Annotated in this window: 19 protein-coding genes; 9 read left to right on the top strand and 10 right to left on the bottom strand. The window is 69.1% G+C overall.

Features of this window, described 5'->3' with window-relative positions; translation table 11 throughout:
* Positions 1-22 precede the first annotated feature (22 nt).
* A complete protein-coding gene (thiC, locus tag OG194_RS23705) occupies positions 23-1,861 on the bottom strand; it encodes a phosphomethylpyrimidine synthase ThiC (RefSeq protein ID WP_327402830.1) in 1,839 nt (612 codons plus the stop codon).
* Between the two features lie 253 nt (positions 1,862-2,114).
* Between thiC and OG194_RS23700 the strand changes: the two genes are divergently transcribed.
* Positions 2,115-3,635 carry a YibE/F family protein gene (locus tag OG194_RS23700; RefSeq protein ID WP_327402829.1) on the top strand — a complete coding sequence of 507 codons (1,521 nt, stop codon included), beginning with the start codon at positions 2,115-2,117 and terminating at the stop codon, positions 3,633-3,635.
* A gap of 232 nt (positions 3,636-3,867) precedes the next feature.
* Here the strand turns inward: OG194_RS23700 and OG194_RS23695 are convergent, their stop codons facing one another.
* The 4 genes from OG194_RS23695 to OG194_RS23680 form a co-directional block, all read right to left on the bottom strand.
* On the bottom strand, positions 3,868-4,305 hold the full coding sequence (locus tag OG194_RS23695; protein ID WP_327402828.1) for an SsgA family sporulation/cell division regulator: 438 nt from the start codon (positions 4,303-4,305) through the stop codon (positions 3,868-3,870).
* Between the two features lie 99 nt (positions 4,306-4,404).
* Positions 4,405-5,118, bottom strand: a complete 714-nt coding sequence (locus OG194_RS23690; protein ID WP_327407182.1) for an IclR family transcriptional regulator — start codon at positions 5,116-5,118, stop codon at positions 4,405-4,407.
* A gap of 571 nt (positions 5,119-5,689) precedes the next feature.
* Positions 5,690-5,902: a DUF5326 family protein gene (locus OG194_RS23685; protein WP_327402827.1), complete on the bottom strand. Its 213-nt coding sequence runs from the start codon at positions 5,900-5,902 to the stop codon at positions 5,690-5,692.
* A gap of 196 nt (positions 5,903-6,098) precedes the next feature.
* Positions 6,099-6,416: a cupin domain-containing protein gene (locus OG194_RS23680; RefSeq protein WP_262060822.1), complete on the bottom strand. Its 318-nt coding sequence runs from the start codon at positions 6,414-6,416 to the stop codon at positions 6,099-6,101.
* A gap of 48 nt (positions 6,417-6,464) precedes the next feature.
* On the opposite strand from OG194_RS23680, the gene OG194_RS23675 reads away from it, so the two are divergent.
* From OG194_RS23675 to OG194_RS23655, 5 genes are all read left to right on the top strand, one after another.
* Complete coding sequence (locus OG194_RS23675; RefSeq protein ID WP_327402826.1) at positions 6,465-6,842, top strand: phage holin family protein; 378 nt, start codon at positions 6,465-6,467, stop codon at positions 6,840-6,842.
* Between the two features lie 7 nt (positions 6,843-6,849).
* On the top strand, positions 6,850-7,347 hold the full coding sequence (locus OG194_RS23670) for a low molecular weight protein-tyrosine-phosphatase (RefSeq protein WP_327402825.1): 498 nt from the start codon (positions 6,850-6,852) through the stop codon (positions 7,345-7,347).
* Entirely contained in the window at positions 7,344-8,489 is a 1,146-nt protein-coding gene (locus tag OG194_RS23665) for a cystathionine gamma-lyase (protein WP_327402824.1), read from the top strand. The genes OG194_RS23670 and OG194_RS23665 overlap by 4 nt, the downstream gene beginning before the upstream one ends.
* Before the next feature lie 228 nt (positions 8,490-8,717).
* Entirely contained in the window at positions 8,718-9,623 is a 906-nt protein-coding gene (locus tag OG194_RS23660; RefSeq protein WP_327402823.1) for a LysR family transcriptional regulator, read from the top strand.
* A 122-nt stretch (positions 9,624-9,745) separates the two neighbouring features.
* Entirely contained in the window at positions 9,746-10,228 is a 483-nt protein-coding gene (locus OG194_RS23655; protein WP_327402822.1) for an NUDIX hydrolase, read from the top strand.
* Between the two features lie 15 nt (positions 10,229-10,243).
* On the opposite strand, the gene OG194_RS23650 is transcribed toward OG194_RS23655, so the two are convergent.
* Together OG194_RS23650 and OG194_RS23645 are read right to left on the bottom strand one after the other, a co-directional pair.
* Positions 10,244-11,974, bottom strand: coding sequence for a globin domain-containing protein (locus tag OG194_RS23650; RefSeq protein WP_327402821.1), 1,731 nt, complete (start codon positions 11,972-11,974; stop codon positions 10,244-10,246).
* A gap of 304 nt (positions 11,975-12,278) precedes the next feature.
* Positions 12,279-12,914 (bottom strand): HAD family hydrolase, encoded by a 636-nt coding sequence (locus OG194_RS23645; protein ID WP_327402820.1) that lies wholly within the window; start codon positions 12,912-12,914, stop codon positions 12,279-12,281.
* 195 nt (positions 12,915-13,109) lie between these two features.
* On the opposite strand from OG194_RS23645, the gene OG194_RS23640 reads away from it, so the two are divergent.
* Entirely contained in the window at positions 13,110-13,976 is an 867-nt protein-coding gene (locus OG194_RS23640; RefSeq protein ID WP_327402819.1) for a GNAT family N-acetyltransferase, read from the top strand.
* 73 nt (positions 13,977-14,049) lie between these two features.
* Here the strand turns inward: OG194_RS23640 and OG194_RS23635 are convergent, their stop codons facing one another.
* Positions 14,050-14,472 carry a GlcG/HbpS family heme-binding protein gene (locus OG194_RS23635; RefSeq protein WP_327402818.1) on the bottom strand — a complete coding sequence of 141 codons (423 nt, stop codon included), beginning with the start codon at positions 14,470-14,472 and terminating at the stop codon, positions 14,050-14,052.
* Positions 14,473-14,609: 137 nt separating this feature from the next.
* Positions 14,610-15,818: an MFS transporter gene (locus OG194_RS23630; RefSeq protein WP_327402817.1), complete on the bottom strand. Its 1,209-nt coding sequence runs from the start codon at positions 15,816-15,818 to the stop codon at positions 14,610-14,612.
* 141 nt (positions 15,819-15,959) lie between these two features.
* On the opposite strand from OG194_RS23630, the gene OG194_RS23625 reads away from it, so the two are divergent.
* Both OG194_RS23625 and OG194_RS23620 read left to right on the top strand, forming a co-directional pair.
* Positions 15,960-16,418 carry a MarR family winged helix-turn-helix transcriptional regulator gene (locus tag OG194_RS23625; protein WP_327402816.1) on the top strand — a complete coding sequence of 153 codons (459 nt, stop codon included), beginning with the start codon at positions 15,960-15,962 and terminating at the stop codon, positions 16,416-16,418.
* Positions 16,419-16,457: 39 nt separating this feature from the next.
* Positions 16,458-16,910 (top strand): GNAT family N-acetyltransferase, encoded by a 453-nt coding sequence (locus OG194_RS23620; protein ID WP_327402815.1) that lies wholly within the window; start codon positions 16,458-16,460, stop codon positions 16,908-16,910.
* A gap of 100 nt (positions 16,911-17,010) precedes the next feature.
* Here the strand turns inward: OG194_RS23620 and OG194_RS23615 are convergent, their stop codons facing one another.
* A complete protein-coding gene (locus OG194_RS23615; protein ID WP_327402814.1) occupies positions 17,011-18,396 on the bottom strand; it encodes a serine hydrolase domain-containing protein in 1,386 nt (461 codons plus the stop codon).
* Between the last annotated feature and the right edge of the window lie 66 nt (positions 18,397-18,462).

Below are 18,462 nucleotides of genomic sequence, written 5' to 3'. Positions count from 1 at the left end.
CCGAGAGCCGTGCCGGTCGCCGTCAGTCGGCGATCGGCAGGTACACCCGGTTGCCCGCCGCGGCGAACTCCTTCGACTTCTGCTCCATCCCGACCTCGATCTCCTCCCGACTCCCGCCGTGCTCACGGCGGATGTCGTGGGAGATCTTCATCGAGCAGAACTTCGGCCCGCACATGGAGCAGAAGTGTGCCGTCTTGGCCGGCTCCGCCGGAAGCGTCTCGTCGTGGAACTCCCGTGCCGTGTCCGGGTCGAGGGCCAGGTTGAACTGGTCCTCCCAGCGGAACTCGAAGCGGGCGTCGGACAGCGCGTCGTCCCATTCCTGCGCACCGGGGTGCCCCTTGGCGAGGTCGGCTGCGTGGGCGGCGATCTTGTAGGTGATGACGCCGGTCTTGACGTCGTCACGATTGGGCAGGCCCAAGTGCTCCTTGGGCGTGACATAGCAGAGCATGGCCGTGCCCCACCAGGCGATCATCGCGGCACCGATGCCGGAGGTGATGTGGTCGTACGCCGGCGCGACGTCCGTCGTCAGCGGGCCGAGCGTATAGAACGGAGCTTCATCACAGATCTCCTGCTGAAGGTCGATGTTCTCCTTGATCTTGTGCATCGGGACATGTCCCGGGCCCTCGATCATGGTCTGTACGTTGAAACGCTTCGCGATCGTGTTGAGTTCCCCGAGTGTCCGCAACTCCGCGAACTGCGCCTCGTCGTTGGCGTCCGCGATCGAACCCGGCCGCAGGCCGTCGCCCAGCGAGTACGTGACGTCGTAGGCGGCGAGGATCTCGCACAGCTCCTCGAAGTTCTCGTAGAGGAACGATTCCTTGTGGTGCGCGAGGCACCAGGCCGCCATGATCGAGCCGCCGCGCGAGACGATGCCCGTCTTGCGGTTCGCCGTCAGCGGTACGAACGGCAGCCGGACACCCGCGTGGACGGTCATGTAGTCCACGCCCTGTTCGGCCTGTTCGACGACCGTGTCCTTGTAGATCTCCCAGGTCAGCTCCTCGGCGCGGCCGTCGACCTTTTCGAGCGCCTGATAGAGCGGCACCGTGCCGATGGGAACGGGGGAGTTGCGCAGCACCCACTCGCGGGTGGTGTGGATATTGCGGCCGGTGGACAGGTCCATGACCGTGTCGGCGCCCCAATGGGTCGCCCAGGTCATCTTCTCGACCTCCTCCTCGATGGAGGAAGTGACCGCGGAATTGCCGATGTTGGCGTTGACCTTCACCAGGAACCGCTTGCCGATGATCATCGGCTCGATCTCCGGATGGTTGACGTTGGCCGGCAGCACCGCCCGCCCGGCCGCGATCTCCTCCCGGACCACCTCGGGCGAAACCTTCTCCCGTACGGCCACGAACTCCATCTCGGGCGTGATCTCGCCCCGTCGCGCGTAGGCGAGTTGCGTGACCGCCGTGCCGTCACGGCCTCGGCGCGGCTGACGCGGACGGCCGGGGAAGACCGCGTCGAGGTTGCGCAGTCCACCGCGCGGTGAGGTGTGCTTGATCCCGTCGTCCTCGGGGCGGACGGGCCGGCCCGCGTACTCCTCGGTGTCACCGCGGGCGATGATCCAGTTCTCCCGCAGCGGCGCCAGCCCCCTGCGGACGTCGGTGTCGACGAGCGGATCGGTGTACGGACCGGAGGTGTCGTACAGCGTCACGGACTGCCCGTTGGTGAGGTGCACCTGACGGACCGGCACCCGCAGATCGGGGCGCGAGCCGCCCACATACCCCTTGTGCCAGCCGATGGACTGCTCGGCCTCCGTCGGCTCTCCGGCCGCCCTGGGCTGCTCGGTCCGCGCGAACTCCTCGCCCGGAATGGGCTGTTCGTCCTGGCTGAAGGCAGACGTGTGTGCGTCCTTGTTGGTCATGAGACCTACTCCCTACGCCGGCATTACCCGGTAACAGGTTCGGCGGTCGACGCAGCGGTTTCCATCAGTCGATGTTTCATGTGAAACATCACTCGATTCAGGTGACGTTTCACGTGAAACAGCGCAAAGACGAAGGTCAGCGCCCTCTCAGCCCGGTGCTCCGAGCTCCCGCGTGTGCAAAGGTGCCTCCACGCTAGCGTCATAAGTGGCGCGGTGAACAGTGGGCCTCGGGCGTTCTTGCGATGATCGGGCGGTGACCACCACACAGCAGCCCCCGTACCCGCCGACCGGGCCGCCGCATGGCCACGATCACGGGCCCGGCGACGACCACGGCTCCGGTTCCGGGCACGACCACGGCTCGGGTGGGGACGGTGGACACGGGCCGGGTGGAGACGGCGGGCACAGTTCCGGGGCAGGCGGTGGAGGACACGGTCACTCGCACAGCCACGGCCCCGCCGCCCCCGTGTCCCGGCATCTGCGGAAAGTCATCGCGGCGATCCTGATCCCGTTCACGGTGGCGGTCGTGGTCGGCATGGTGGTGCTCTGGCCCGGCGGCGCCCCGTCGCACAAGCGCACGGGCGTCGGCTTCGACCGGCAGACACAGCAGGCGACGGTCACCAAAGTCATCAGCGTGAGCTGCGCCTCGGTGAACGCCTCGGGCGGAGGCTCGACCGGGGACACCTCCACCGCCGAGGGCTCCTCGGCTGCACAGGAGGCGGCCGGCACCTGCAAGAAGGCCACGGTCACGGTCTCCACCGGCAAGGACAAGGGCCGTACGTTCACGGAGATCGTGCAGCCCGACCAGTCACGGCAGTTGCATCAGGGCGAGAAGGTCGTGGTCGCGTACGAGCCCTCCGCGCCCAGGGATCTGCAGTACTCCGTCACCGACGTGAACCGCAAGTTCCCGATGGCACTGCTCGCCGGGATCTTCGCGCTGGCCGTCGTGGTGGTGGGCCGGCTGCGCGGTGTCATGGCACTGGTCGCGCTGGCCATCAGCTTCATGATCCTGAACTTCTTCATCCTGCCCGCGATCCTGCACGGCTCGAACCCGCTGATCGTGGCGGTGGTCGGTTCGAGCGCCATCATGCTCATCGCCCTCTACATGTGCCACGGGCTGTCGGCCCGAACATCGGTGGCGGTGCTCGGCACCCTGATGTCGCTGGTGCTGATCGGCGTCCTGGGCTCGGTGTTCATCGGCTGGGCCGCGCTGACCGGGAACACGGACGACAACACAGGTCTGATCCACGGGCTGTATCCGTCGATCGACATGAGCGGTCTGCTGCTCGCCGGCGTCATCATCGGTTCGCTCGGCGTGCTCGACGATGTGACGGTCACCCAGACATCGGCGGTCTGGGAACTGCACGAGGCCAACCCCGCGATGGGCTGGCGCGGGCTGTACCGCGCCGGCATCCGCATCGGCCGCGATCACATCGCGTCGGTCGTCAACACACTCGTCCTCGCCTACGCGGGTGCAGCGCTGCCTCTGCTGCTGCTCTTCTCCATCGCGCAGAGCAGCGTGGGCGCGGTCGCCAACAGCGAGTTGGTCGCAGAGGAGATCGTGCGCACGCTGGTGGGTTCGATCGGCCTGGTCGCCTCGGTACCGGTCACCACGGCCCTCGCGGCCCTGGTGGTCTCGGCGGACCGACCGGGGCGCGAGGCGGTTCCGGCTGGAGCGGCTGTAGGGGCCTCGGTTACGGCTACGGCGACCATGTCGGCGCCAAGTGCCAAGCCCGCTGCGGCGCGCGGCGGGAAGGGCCGACGCCGCAAGCACTGAGGGGCCGCGAGCGCTGAGACGCCGCAGGCACTGCCATGGACGGCGAGAACCGCCCCAGAAAGCCACGCAGAAGCGTTACTGCGAATCCCCTGACCGCCAGGACTTCAACCTCCCCCGAGGCCTTCAGAACTCTGCAGGGCCCTTCAGAGCTCATGGCCCCTCCAGCGACTTCAGTTCAGGGTTCGTGGCGAAGCGTTACGCCAACTCCCGCCCCCACCGCCGACACAACACCTCACCCCGCGCTCTGCTCCTCCGCCAGGATGCGGTCCAGCGCCTCGTCGAGGTGGGTGTCGAAGTCGGCGAGGGCGCCCTCCTGACCGAGTGGAACCAGCCGGTCGGTGCGGTCGAGGAACGCCACCAGCGGGGCCGCGCCGGTGCGGAACAACGCCTGGTCGCTGCCCACCTGAAGCCGGATCAGCACCTCGCCCAGCGTCTCGGGGTCGACGGGCTCGATCCGCACGTCGCCCTCCCCGCACGCCATACCCACCCCGTCGATCAGCAGCTCCCGGCCGAAGGCCCAGGTCACCGGGGCATCACCCGGCAAATGGAAGGTCAGCCGCACGGCGTACGGATCGCACGTCTCGTAACCCAGCTCGACCGGGATACGGAAGGAGAGCTCCTCGGAGACGAGGAAGCTCATCATGACCTCTGCCTGTACGGACTCGCGCATCGCCTATCCCGTCAACTGCCGTCGTCTGGCCGGGAATGATCCCCGTGACACTGAAGGAATATTGCTGAACGTACACGTTAGATCACAAGGAGTAAGTTTTCAGATACTGATAGAGAGCGCGAGCGACCCCAGAAGCCTGCCGACCTCGGCCTGCAACTGCCGCGCCGCGCCCGGCAGTCGATCGGCCTGATGCGCCGGCAGGGACAGAGCCATCGTGGCGGCCGTGGCACCGAGCGTGATCGGAATCGCCGCGCAGACCGTCCCCAGCGCGTACTCCTGACGCTCCACCACCAGCTCCGTCCGCCGCATCCGGTCCAGGCGCCGCACCAGGGCATGGCCGTCGCGCACGGTGTACGGCGTGAGGGACCGCACGGGGTAGCGGTCGAGGTGGTCGCGGCGGACGTCCTCGTCCAACTGGGCCAGCAGGCACTGGCCGATCGCGTGCGCGTGCCCCGTCTCACGGAAGTCCGCCCACTCCTCGACCGCCGGACTGCCGGAGGTGTCGGAGACGCACAGGACCTCGATCTCACCGTCGCGGTACATCGCGTAGTACACCGGTGCACCGATCAAATCCCGCCACTGCGCCAACGCGTCGACGATCGTGCTGCGACGTTTCTCCTGCGCCCCACTGCTGCTCAGCCGCTCGGCCGCCTCCCCGAGGAAGAACAGCCCCTTGTCGCGCCGGAGATATCCCTCGTGCACAAGGGTGCGCAGCAGGTGGTACGCCGTGGGCAGGGCGAGGCCGGTCTCGCGGGCCAACTGCTTGGCGGGGGCGCCGTGTTCGTGTCCGGCGACGGACTCCAACAGGCGCATGGCCCGTTGGACGGAGCCGATGAGGGTGGCGGCGGACTGCTGCGGGCCGTCGGCCGTCGCGGAGCGCTGCCGGTCGGGGGGTGCGGTGAAGGGCTGCTGGTCGATGACCGTCACGGAGCGCTGCCGCGGCGGAGTCGGCACCGGGCGCTGCTGTGCCACCGGCTTTGGCTGTGACGCCGGGCGCAACTGCGGCACCGGACCCGACCGTTCCACCAAACCTGGCTGAGCCACCGCACCGGACCGTTCCACCGGACCTGGCTGTGACACCGGCCGCAGTTGTGCGGGGACCGCCACCGAGCGCGGCCATGTGGGCGGGACGGGCAGGGTGGGGCGTGCGTGTGGTTCTACGGGTGCGGTGTCAACCGTGGCCAAGGGTCACTCCCGGAGCGCGAGGGGGCAGCCCGTGCGGGGAACACGGGGAGGGGGTGCGCCGCCCGCGGGGTTCGTCCCCGCGTCGAATTCCGGACTTTAACCGCCCGTCACCGCCCGTAGACGGCCTGTCCGGGAAACTTCCCCCGCCCGAGGGAACCGGTGATTCCCGTTACCGATCACCGGTCGCCCCAGCAGGACCTCACCAGTCGCCGCGTGAGGAGGAACTCGACGTGAACTTCCGCACGACGTAGACCAGTCCGCCCACCAGGGCCACGAAGATCAGCGCCTTGAAGAGCAGTCCGATGACAAAGCCCACGACGGTCGCTATCAGCCCGCCGAACACGACCAGGGCGATGACCGGCACCGCGACCCACTTCACCCACCACGGCAGTCCCGCGAAGATCTCACCCATTGTCCTCGTCCTGTACCTCTCCGCCCGTCGCTCGTACCGGGTCCGGTCCGTGTCCGGTACTTCCGTACCGGATCTCTGATGTCCTGCACTCGATGCTAGGGCGGGCAAGAGCGAAACGGGGGCCTCGCATCCCTTGTCCTCCCCTGACCGTTCCCCTAGGGAACCCTGAGACGCGGGTCAGGCTTCGGGTGGAGAGTCAGGCCTCTGGGGGCGAGAACACCACCAGTACCCGCAGGTCCTCGCTGATGTGGTGGAACTTGTGGGCCACCCCGGCCGGCACATAGACCACGCTGCCGCGCGCCACCTGGGTGGTCTCCATACCGACGGTGATCGCGGCCCGGCCGCTCACCACGAAGTACACCTCGTCCTGGTTGTGCGGCTGCTGCCGGTCGTGCTCACCGGAATCGAGCGCGTACAGGCCGACCGACATGTTCTTCTCGCGCAGGAACTGCAGGTACGCACCGTCGTTGGCGGCACGTTCCGCCTCCAGTTCATCCAACCGGAATGCCTTCATCGCCCTCGTCCACGCTCGGAGTCGATCTCTTCTGTCACGATCAGACACATGAAGAATTTCCTAGTCAAGACGATCGCCAACGCGGGTGCCCTGGCGGTCGCCGTATGGCTGCTCGACAAGATCACCCTGACCGGTGACAGCACCTTCAAGAAGGTCTGGACGCTGCTCCTCGTCGCCCTGGTCTTCGGCCTGGTGAACTTCCTGGTCAAGCCGATCGTCAAGGTGCTGACCTTCCCGCTGTTCATCCTGACGCTCGGCCTGATCACCCTGGTGGTCAACGCGCTGATGCTGATGCTCACGTCATGGCTGGCCGACAAGTTCGACCTGAGTTTCCATGTCGAGGGCTTCTGGACCGCCGTCCTGGGCGGCCTCATCATCTCGGTCGTCTCCTGGGCGCTCAACGTCGTCCTGCCCGAAGGGGACTGAGCGCGCGATGACGTACCGCGTCAGCTTCGTCTGCACCGGCAACATCTGCCGTTCGCCGATGGCCGAATCGGTCTTCCGCGCGCGGGTCGCGGAGGCCGGGCTCGACGGCCTGGTCGAGGTCGACAGCGCGGGCACGGACGGCTGGCACGAGGGCGACGGCGCCGATCCGCGCGCCGTCGCCGTCCTGGAGGAGCACGGCTACGGCACCGACCATGTCGCCCGCCGGTTCCAGGCCTCCTGGTTCTCCCGCCTGGACCTCGTCATCGCCCTCGACTCCGGCCACCGCAAGGCCCTGCGCCGCCTCGCCCCCACCGAGCAGGACGCCCAGAAGATCCACCTGCTCCGCTCCTACGACCCCGATCCCGACGCCGCCGACGACCTCGACGTACCGGATCCGTACTACGGGGGCCTGGACGGCTTCGAGGAGTGTCTTGAGATGGTGGAGGCGGCGAGCGAGGGCCTGCTCGCCGTGGTGCGGGACGAAGTGGAGGGACGAGCGGTATGAGTGATTCCGCTACGAACGAGGGTGTCGGAGACGGCACGCGCGCGGTGCGCGCCGGTCTGCCCGAGCCGGTCAAGTACGAACCGACGCTGCCCGGGCCGGTGTTCGCCGCGCACTTCCATCTCCCGGGCGAGGCGACGGGCCCGTACAAGTACGGCCGCGACGAGAACCCCACCTGGACCCACTTGGAGCACGCGATCGGCGAGCTTGAGGCGCCCGGGCAGGACGGCGTCGAGACGCTCGTGTTCGCCTCCGGCATGGCCGCCATCTCGTCGGTGCTCTTCTCCCAGCTGCGCGCGGGCGACGTGGCCGTGCTGCCCGACGACGGCTATCAGGTGCTGCCCCTGGTGCGCGAGCAGTTGGAGGCGTACGGCATCGAGGTGCGCACCGCGCCGACCGGCGGGGACGCCCAGCTCGACCTCCTCGACGGCGCCAAACTTCTGTGGCTGGAGACCCCGTCGAACCCCGGGCTCGACGTGTGTGACGTACGACGGCTCGCCGAGGCTGCACACGCGCGTGGCGCCCTCGTGGCCGTCGACAACACCCTCGCCTCGCCCCTGGGGCAGCGCCCGCTGGAACTCGGCGCCGACTTCGCCGTGGCGAGCGGCACCAAGCAGCTCACCGGGCACGGGGACGTCCTCCTCGGGTACGTCGCCGGGACCGACGCCGCCGCGATGGCCGCCGTACGGCGCTGGCGCAAGGTCGTCGGCGCGATTCCCGGGCCCATGGAGGCCTGGCTCGCACACCGTTCGATCGCCACGCTCCAGCTGCGGGTCGACCGGCAGAACGCCACCGCTCTGACCCTCGCGCAGGCCCTGCGCGAACGGGCCGACGTGACGGGCCTGCGCTATCCGGGGCTGCCCGACGACCCCTCGTACAAGATCGCCTCGCAGCAGATGCGGCGCTACGGGTGTGTGGTTTCGTTCACACTGCCCACGCGCACGCGTGCCGAGCGTTTTCTCGACGCGCTGCGGCTCGTGGACGACGCGACGAGCTTCGGCGGGGTGCGGTCCACCGCGGAACGGCGGGGACGCTGGGGCGGGGACGCGGTACCGGAGGGCTTCGTCCGCCTCTCGGTCGGTGCCGAGGACCCCGCGGACCTGGTGGCCGATGTGCTGCGTGCGCTGGACGAATCGGCGCGGTGACCGCTTCGCGTACCGCCGGCCGGCGCCCGGCTACGCACAACGGACGGTCCGAGCCTCCCCCCTCGTGGCTCGGACCGTCCTCGGTTCTGCGCGCGAAGAACCGCGCGCCCAAGGCTAGTTGACTCTGTGTCAGTGTCCAATCACAGTAGCGACAGAGACCTATCGACTTATTTATAGTTGGGCCCTGCCCGGGGCCGGAGGAAGGGCGGGGAAAGGAGAGTGCGTGCCATGGACCTGGCCTTGCTGCGCACCTTCGTGACCGTGCACCGGGCCGGCTCCTTCACGCGCGCGGCGGCTCTGCTCGGCCTCTCCCAGCCGGCGGTGACGTCCCAGATCCGTACCCTGGAACGGCAGTTGGGCCGCCCCCTGTTCCTGCGCCAGGCCCGTGGGGTCACCCCCACGACCATGGGCGACGAACTCGCGCACAAGGCCGCGCCGCATCTCGACGCCCTCGTGGAGATAGCCGAGACCGGGCCCGACAACGACGCCTCGCTGCGCACCCTGCATCTCGCCGGTCCCCCCGAGTTCACCGCCGAGCGGGCCCTGCCCGCGCTCACGGAGCTGACCGGGGACGACGGCCAGGGCTTCGCGCTGCGGGCATCCTTCGGGAACGCCGAGGAGACCCTGGAGGGACTGGCCGCCGGACATCATGATCTGGCCATCAGCACGGCCCGTCCACGCGGTGCTCTGCTCACGGCGACAACGCTCTGCGACGAGGAGCACGTCCTGGTCGCCGCCCCGCACCGGGCGGAGCAGATCGGCTCCGCGGAGCTCGGCCCCAAAGACACGCCCGTTCCGGACGACCTCCCCGTGATCGAGGTCCATGAGTCGCTGCCCTTCGTCTCCCGGTACTGGGCCTCCGTCTTCGACTCCCGCCCGGCCGCCCCGGGCACCGTGATCGTGCCGGACCTCCGCGCGGTCCTCGCGTGTGCGATCGCGGGTGCCGGGCTCGCGGTACTGCCCCGTTATCTGTGCGCCCTGGCGCTGAAGCGCGGCGAGGTCGTCCCGCTCCACGAACCCGCGATTCCGCCACTGCGGACGTATTTCCTGGTGGTCCGCACCGGCACTCTCGCGATGCCGCACATCGCCCGCGCCCACGAGTGGCTCCATCGCGCCGCCGCCCACTGGAGCTGACCAGGCACTTTGTCGCGGTTCCGCGGCGAACCCGCTGGTTCCACGTGAAACATCACGCTCCGAACCGTCAAGGTGACGCCGTGCAATGTTTCACGTGGAACCAGCCGGGCCACATTTCTCCCATGACCGTCCGACCCGTGGTCAAGCGCACCGCACGTGCCGTTCTCCTCGACGGCGACGCCCTGATCCTGATCAAGCGCACCAAGCCAGGTGTCGATCCCTACTGGGTCACGCCCGGTGGCGGGGTCGAACCCGAGGACACCACCGTCGTCGACGCCCTGCACCGGGAGGTGTACGAGGAGCTCGGCGCCAAGATCACCGACGTGGTGCCCTGCTTCGTGGACACCGTCGAGCACATCGGCGCGGACGCGGCCTCGACCGGCGTGAAGGTGCAGCACTTCTTCGTCTGCCACCTGGAGTCCATGGACCCGGCACTACGCCACGGCCCCGAAGTGGACGAGCCCCTCGGCGAGTACGAGATCGTCAGAGTGCCGTTCAACCGCGTCGGCATCGCGTCCGTCCACCTCGTGCCCCTGTCTCTACGGCACTACCTGGACGGCAACATCGAAGGGGTTCTCGCGATGCACGCTCCCGACCTGGGCTGACGCCTCCGGCACCGGTCAGTCCCCGGCGGCCACCAGCTCCTCGACCGAGTCGTGCCGTATGCGCTCCGTCGGGATGCCTGCGTCCCGCAGGGCGTGGACACCGCTGCGAATCATTCCGGGCGGGCCCGAGACATAGGCGTCGTACTCGTTCCACGGCCCGTACGTGCGTATGGCGTCCGGGAGTTGGAGGTTCCCCTGCCGGTCGACGACCGGCCGGACCGCGAGCCACGGATGCGACTGCTGGAGCCGCAGCATCGTGTCGATGTCATAGAGGTCGTGGTCGGTACGGGCGCCGTAGAACACCTCCACCGGGCGCCGCTCGCCGCGTTCGGCGACGTCCTCGACCAGTGCCTTGATCGGCGCTATGCCTGTGCCGCCGCCAACGCAGAGCAGTCCGCTGTCGGTGGTGTGGTCCACGGTCATCGAGCCCGTCGGCGGCCCGAGTCGGATGACGTCGCCGGGCCGGGCACGGTGCACCAGCGCGTTCGAGACCCAGCCCGCCGGGACGGCCTTCACATGGAAGGTCAGCAGCCCGTCCGAGCGGGGCGCCGAGGCGAACGAGTAGTGCCGCCAGATCCGCGGCCACCAAGGCGTCTCCAGGCTCGTGTACTGCCCGGCGACGAAGGGATACGGCTGGTCCGGGCGGAGGGTGACGACGGCGACGTCCCGGGTTCTCAAGTCATGGGTGACGACCTCCGCGTGCCACCAGGCCGGAGCCCGCAGTTCGTCCGCGGCGGCCGCGTCGATCATGACCTGCGAGATCGTCGTGTACGCCCGCACCCAGGCCGCCTCCGTCTCGGCGTCCCAGACGGCGGTGGCGTACTTGTTCAGCGCGCCGATGAGGCACTCCCCGACGGCCGGGTAGTGCTCGGGCCGGGTGCCGTACTTGCGGTGCCCGCGGCCGAGGTTCTGCAGATACGCGACGAGGACCTCGGTGTTGTCGATGTGCTCGGCGGTGGTCAGCAGCGCCTTGAGCAGCCGGTCCCGCTGGGTGTCCATCGCCGCCGGGAACAGCGACCGCAGCTCGGGGTGGCGCACGAAGAGCAGCGCGTAGAAGTACGAGGTGACCTTGTCGGCCACGGGACCGACTTCGGCCATCGTCCGGCGGATGAGTACGGCGTCCGGCGAGGCCTTCTCGGTGGCGGGGCCGGACGAACGCTGGGCGGGCACGCGCACGGGGGCGGGGTTGGAGGCAGAGGCGGCCGGGGCAGCCTCGGCGACGGCCGGAGCGGGTGCGGCGGTCTGCTGCGGTGCGGGAGGCGGGGGTGCTGCCGACGCGGGGGTAGGAGCCATGGACTGGACAGGGGTTGAGCGCTGGGCGGGAGTTGAGGGCTGGGCAGGGGGCGAGGCCTGCGGGGCGGTCACGGCCGTCGGTATTCGCTGCTGTGCGGGCGCCACATGCCGCTGAGCTGCGTGCCCGTACGGATGAGACGCAGCGCCGTCACCGCTCGAAGCCGGCGGGGCGGGTGGAGCCGCCGAGGCCGGTGGAGTCGATGGGGCCGCTGAAGTCGACGGAGCCGGTCGAGTCGACGGGGCCGAACTCTCCGTGGGCGGAGGCTCTTTGTTCTCCGCCGCCGCGCCCCTGCGGACCGGGCGCAGTACGGCCGGACGCCGTCCCTCCGTCGTCCCACGCTCTTCGCCCGGAGGCACCTCCGGCTGCTTACGCGGAGTGAACCAGCCGGTTCCGCCTCCGCCGCTGCCGCCGGACGTGCCGTTGTCGGCCGACGTGGTGGTCGGAGCGTCCATGGTGTGCCTCGCCTCGAACATCTTTCGGTCGGTCTGCGCGCTTCCTCAGCCGGAAGCTGCCTGCTTCCGCGCGGACGGCTTGCTTCTCCCCGTTCGGTCAAGCCGCCGATACAGCCATATCCAACCCACATTCCCACTGCGTACGGACAAGTAAGGCGAGAGTGTGACATTGCCCGCAGTACTCTCGCGCGGCGTCCGGCTCCGGACAAGAACCGGAGTCGACCCTACCGGCCCGCGCTCCGCACACAAATGGCGCCTCGCTCCCCCGCGAACAGAGGGAGGGGCGAACCATCGATTCCCTCAATTACCGGGCGCCGCGCGCCAATTCGTAGGCATCCCATAGATCCCGCCCCTCATAGGAGTGGGTGGCGAGGCCCGACAGATGCTGATCCGCGTTGACCGCGACGGAGACGGGCACGGCACCGAACAGGTCCTTGTCCGACATCGAGTCGCCGTACGCGACGCAGTCCGCCCGCGTCACCCCGAACTCCTCACACAGCCGATCCGCGATCACCACCTTGGCAGCCGAGTTGAGGACTCCGGCCAGATCCATGGACGGTGCGGTGAACGGCACGGCGGGGAACAGCGATCCGTGTGCCGCGTGAGCGCCCCAGCCCGTGAGCCGTTCCACAAAGAAGGACGGCGAGAGCGATACGACAGCGCAGTATTCGCCGGCGCTCCTGATCTCGGCCCAGACCTCACGGATCCGCGCCAGCCAAGGTGCCCCTTCGAAGGCCGCCGTCACATGCGCCTCGGTGAGATCCGCCCACAGCGTGTACACGCGGGTCGCATACTCCGGCGGTCCGATCAGCCCGGTCGAGATCGCCCGCTCCAGTTCCACCGTCTCGGATTCCAGGCCGAGTTGACGGGAGATCTCCAGGGGCGCGCTGGTTCCGTGCAGCAAAGTGCCGTCGAGGTCGAAGAGATGAAGTCTCGCCATGAGCCACGAGATTAGTGGGCGGAACTGTGGCGCCTTCCCCGAGGCTGCCGGATGCTCGCCGTTCGCCGGTGTTTCACGTGAAACATCCGGCTTCTGCGGGTGCGTTGTGCCGCTGATCACGACATGGCCAAAAGCACGTACGTCTCACCGGAAACAGGTGGACGCCGACAACGCACGTCAGACAGCCTGACCTGCGTGCCGACTCCTTCCCTCGCCGCTCTGCCCATCCGCCGACTGACGCTCCGCGATCGCCTCGCCTGCGCCGACTTGTCCGAGGACCGGGGGTGGCCACGCGAGGAACACAAGTGGGGCTTTCTCCTGAGCGCCGGGAAGGGCTACGGCATCGACGCCCCCGAGGGCGGTCTCCTCGCGGCATGCGTCACCACGGAGTACGGCCCGCAGGACCGCCCGGACCTGGTTGCCATCGGCATGGTCCTCGTCGCCGAGCGGTACGCCCGGCAAGGCGTGGGACGCCGCCTGATGCGCCACCTGGTGTCAGAGATGGGCACCACACCGCTGACCCTGTACGCGACCCCGTACGGCCGCCCGCTCTACGAAGAACTCGGCTTCAAGGCGACCGGCCGGGCCGAGACCCTGCGCGGCCACTTCGCACCTGCCGGACCCGAGTCACCGATCGCCACCCGTGCGGCCACGGCCGAGGACCTCACCGGCATCCTGCGCCTCGACGAGGCGGTCTTCGGCACCGATCGCACGCCCCTCATCACCCGACTGCCCGCCTTCTCCGACCAGTTGAGGGTCGCGGAGGAGAACGGCCGGATCATCGGCTACGCGGCCGCCTGGCCCAACATGGACACCCAGGTCGTGGGCCCGCTGGTCGCACAGGACACGGAGGCGGCGAAGGCCCTCCTCGCCTCCCTCGCCGCCCGCACCGACCGTCCCCTGCGCACCGACATCGACGTACGCCATGAAGACCTACTGTCCTGGGCGAAGGAACACGGCCTCGTCTCCTCCGCCTTCAACGCCGTGATGACGTACGGCATCGCCGAGCTGCCCGGCGACTGGACACGACGCTTCGCCCCCCTGACGGTCGCGGCCGGCTGACGCTCTCCGGACACGCAGAACGCCGGTTCCCGACCTACCTCGTCGAGAACCGGCGTCCGTCGCCTACAGACGTTCAGACAAGCGCCTCTACGGCGGCCTGGGCGAAGCCGTGGTCCTGCGCGGGCGCGCCGCCACCGACCCCGATCGCTCCGATCAGCCGGCCGTCACGCTGTACCGGGATGCCGCCCGCGATGAACAGCAGCGGCCGGTCGAGCGCGGTGGGCAGGGTGTGGAAGAGGCCGCCGGGCTGGACGGCGTCGACGAGGTCGGCGGTGGGCGCGTTCAGCTGAAGCGCGGTGTACGCCTTGCGGGTGCTGGTCTCACCGGAGATCAGCACGGCCCGGTCGTCCCGCCGGAAGGCGAGCAGATGACCGCCCGCGTCCAGCACGGTGATGCTCACGGTGACCCCGGCAGCCTCCGCGGCTCGGCGGGCCTCGGAGACGAGCGCTTCGGCGTCCTGGATGGTCAGCGGGGCTACGGCGGTGGTGGTGCTCATCAGGGTTTCTCCTTGCGGGTGTTGCTGTTTCTGGTGGTGGTCGAACAGTCGAGGTCGGCATTGGTCAGGCGGCCCAGGCCGGCGGGATGTACGGGGACGGCCCTGGCCCCGTGTCTCCGCGTTCCGGCCGGGCGGGGTCAGTGGTGGACGGCGGCCCGCTGCCCGCTCGGCGTACCGGCCGCGACGACGGCGCCGCGGGCGCTGGTGCGGCGCTCCAGGGCGGCCGAGAGGATCGCGAGGACCAGGGCGGCCGCGGCGAGGACGGCGCCGACCCAGTTCGGGGCGGTGTAGCCGAAGCCGGCCGCGATGACGATGCCGCCGAGCCAGGCGGACAGCGCGTTGCCGAGGTTGAAGGCGCCGATGTTCACGGCCGAGGCCAGCGTCGGGGCGCCGTGTGCCTGGTCGAGGACCCGCTTCTGAAGCGGTGGCACGGTGGCGAAGCCCAGGGCGCCGATGAGGGCGATGGTGACGGCTGCCGCGATCTTGTTGTGCGCGGTGACCGTGAAGAGCGCGAGCACGACGGCCAGGGAGCCCAGGGAGACGTACAGCATGGGCATCAGGGCGCGGTCGGCGAACTTGCCGCCGACGAGGTTGCCGCCGACCATACCGAGGCCGAAGAGGACAAGCAGCCAGGTGACGGAGCCGTCGGCGAAGCCGGCGACGTGGGTCATCATCGGCGCGATGTAGGTGATGGCCGCGAAGACGCCGCCGAAGCCGAGGACGGTCATCGCCATGGCGAGCAGGACCTGGGTGTTCTTGAAGGCGGCCAGTTCGTGCCGCAGCCGTACGCCCTCGGGCTTGGGCAGGTCGGGCACAAGCTTGGCGATACCGGCCAGGCCGATCACGCCGAGGCCCGCGACGACGGCGAAGGTGACACGCCAGCCGACGGACTGCCCGACGAGGGTGCCCAGCGGGACGCCGACGACGTTGGCGACGGTCAGTCCGGTGAACATCATCGCGATGGCTCCGGCCTTCTTGTCCGGGGCGACCAGTTCGGCCGCGACGACCGAGCCGATGCCGAAGAAGGCGCCGTGGGCGAGCGAGGCGACCACACGGCCGATCAGCATCACGGAGAAGCTGGGGGCGACGGCGGAGAGCAGGTTGCCGACGATGAACAGGCCCATCAGCAGCATCAGCATCCGCTTGCGGGGGACCTTGGTACCGAGCACGGTCATCAGCGGGGCGCCGATCACCACACCCAGCGCGTAGCCGGTGACCAGCAGTCCCGCGGTGGGGATGGAGACCCCGAAGTCACCCGCGACCTGGGGCAGCAAGCCCATGATCACGAACTCGGTCGTTCCGATTCCGAAGGCCCCGATCGCGAGGGCCAGAAGCGCGAGAGGCATGTGGAGGTACCCTTCCCAGAAGATTGCAGGAGCGCTTTGCGTGCGTTCACAATAGTTGCAGACGCGGGCTATATGCAAGCGCGGACTATTTCATCTGTGCTCTATCCTGGGTTCAGCCGCTCTGGGACGGAGGAAACGCCAATGACAGCGACGGACCCCGCACTCACCGCCCTCGCCCAGGGCTGGTGCGCCCTCTCCTTGTTGCACGGGAGGATCGAGGCGCACATCGAGCGCGCCCTGCAGGCCAAACACGACCTGAGCATGCGCGAGTACTCGCTGCTCGACGTGCTCAGCCGACAGCACGACGGCGACGGGGGGCATCTGCAGATGCGGCAGGTCGCCGACGCGGTCGTCCTCAGCCAGAGCGCCACCACCCGGCTGGTCACCCGGCTGGAGGACCGCGGCCTGCTCGCGCGGTATCTGTGCCCGACCGACCGACGGGGCATCTACACGAACGTCTCCGAGACCGGTCTCACCCTGCTCGAAGAGGCCCGCCCGACCAACGACACCGCCCTGCGCGAGGCACTCGACGCGGCGGCCACGAACCCCGAACTGGCGCCACTGGTCCGGGTCGTGGAGTCGATGAACGTGCCCGCGTAGATCCGTCCCGCACCGCACGCCTCTGCCTAAGGTGTGGTCATGGGAGATCTTGAAATACGAGCCGCGGTCACCGAGGACGTCCCCGCCATCGTCGGCATGCTCGCCGACGACCCCCTGGGTTCCCAACGCGAGTCGCCGGACGACCTGACGCCCTACCTGGCCGCGCTGGACCGTCTGACCGCCGACCCGAACCAGCACCTGGTCGTCGCCGTCCGCGAGGGCCGCGTCGTCGGCACCCTCCAGCTCACGGTCATTCCGGGGCTGTCCCGCAAGGGCGCCACCCGCTCGATCATCGAGGCCGTACGCATCCACGCGGACGAGCGGGGCAGCGGCCTGGGCACACAGCTCATCGAGTGGGCGATCGCCGAATCACGCCGCCAGGACTGCCAGTTGGTCCAGCTGACTTCCGATGCCACCCGCACCGACGCCCACCGGTTCTACGAGCGACTCGGCTTCACCGCCTCACACGTGGGCTTCAAGCTCCCCCTCTGAAGAGACCCCTCTTCCGAAGAGAGAGCGAAGCGTCCGTCCCGGCAGACAGCGGGAGGCGCCATGTTTCACGTGAAACACGACGCCTCCCCGATCGCTGCGGCTAGAGGATCCCCCGCCACCCCTTCGGGTCCACCCCACCCGGCACGGAAGCGCTCTCGTCGTACGGCTGACGCGTGAAGACGAACGATCCGAGGTCCAGGTGACTCAGGGACCCGTCCGGGCGCCGTACGGGCCGTAGGAGCTCTCCTGCGTAGTACCCCTCCAGCCCGGTCCAGGTGGCGTCACCGTTGGCCCGGAACCGCGAACGGCGGCCGTTGCCGGCCAACGGCTCCAGCGAGGCCCCGCCATCAGCCGTCAGCCTCAGGGCGAAGCCGTGCGTCCCCCAGTACCACTGACCCGCCAACTCCAGTACTCCGGCATCGACTTCAGGCATCGGGCGCCATGGCTCCGGAATCCTCGGCTCGGCCTCGGCGACGATACGGACGAGATCGGCGGCCACCGACGCCACCGGCGGACCGGAGGTGCAGTTGGCCAGTACCACCGCCGCGACGTCGTCCGTGAGGCTGATGGTGAGGCTCGCCAGGAAGCCGGGCAGCGATCCGCCGTGGCCGATGAGCAGTCGGCCGTCGCGGCGCTGGACCTGGAGGCCGAGACCGTATGCGGAGCCGTCCATGACGTCGGAGGCCTCCGCCGGTGCCGCGGGAGTCCGCATCTCCCGCACGGACTCCGCGCTCAGTACGCGATCGTCTCCATCGGCCAGGAACACCGCGAACCGTGCCAAGTCCCCGGTGGTGGACCAGAGTTGACCGGCCGGCGCCATACGCCCGAGGTCCTCGATGGGTTCCGGCAACAGTGCATCGGCCCAGGGATGCACCGCCCAGCCACCCGCGTGCGGTGCCTGCGGCTGAGCACTCGTGCGGTCGAGGCCCAGGGGTTCGAGTACTTCCCGCCGGAGTACGTCCTCCCATGGAGCGCCTCGCAGTTCCTCGATGAGCGCGCCCAACACCGTGTAGCCGGGGTTCGAATAGTGGAAGCGGCGGCCGACCGGATGCAGCAGAGGCTGTTCGCCCAGCACATCGCGGAGCTCAGGACGCAGGGAACCCGGCGTCCGCTCCCACCAGGGCGCGGGCGACTCGGCCGCCAACCCGCTTGTGTGCGCGAGGAGTTGGGCGATGGTCGCCTCCCCAGCGCCGGTGCCGGGCAGATGCTTCTCCAGCGGGTCACCGAGGTCGAGGACACCCTCGTCGCGCAGCCGCAGGACCAGGACGGCGGTGAACGTCTTGGTGATCGAGCCGATCCTGTACTGCACGTTCTCGTCCGGTCCGTGCCCGTCCACCGAGGTCCGCGCGCCGTGCCACACCGCCCGCCCGCCGCGCACCACCGTCGCGACCAGCGACGGCGCCCGTCCCTCGGCCTGGGCCACGGCGATCCGATGCAGCAGCGCCCGGCGGGTGCCGGGAAGCAAGTCGTCCTGAGATGTCGTCATGCCCCCAGTCCATCCGGAGGGACAGCCGTACGTCGAGCACATTTCTCGGGACACGGCACCGGGTCT

The sequence above is a fragment of the Streptomyces sp. NBC_01288 genome, assembly GCF_035982055.1.
Taxonomy (GTDB): Bacteria; Actinomycetota; Actinomycetes; order Streptomycetales; family Streptomycetaceae; genus Streptomyces.
Note: the sequence above shows the minus strand (reverse complement) of the source record. Positions and strands in the feature narration are given on the sequence as shown.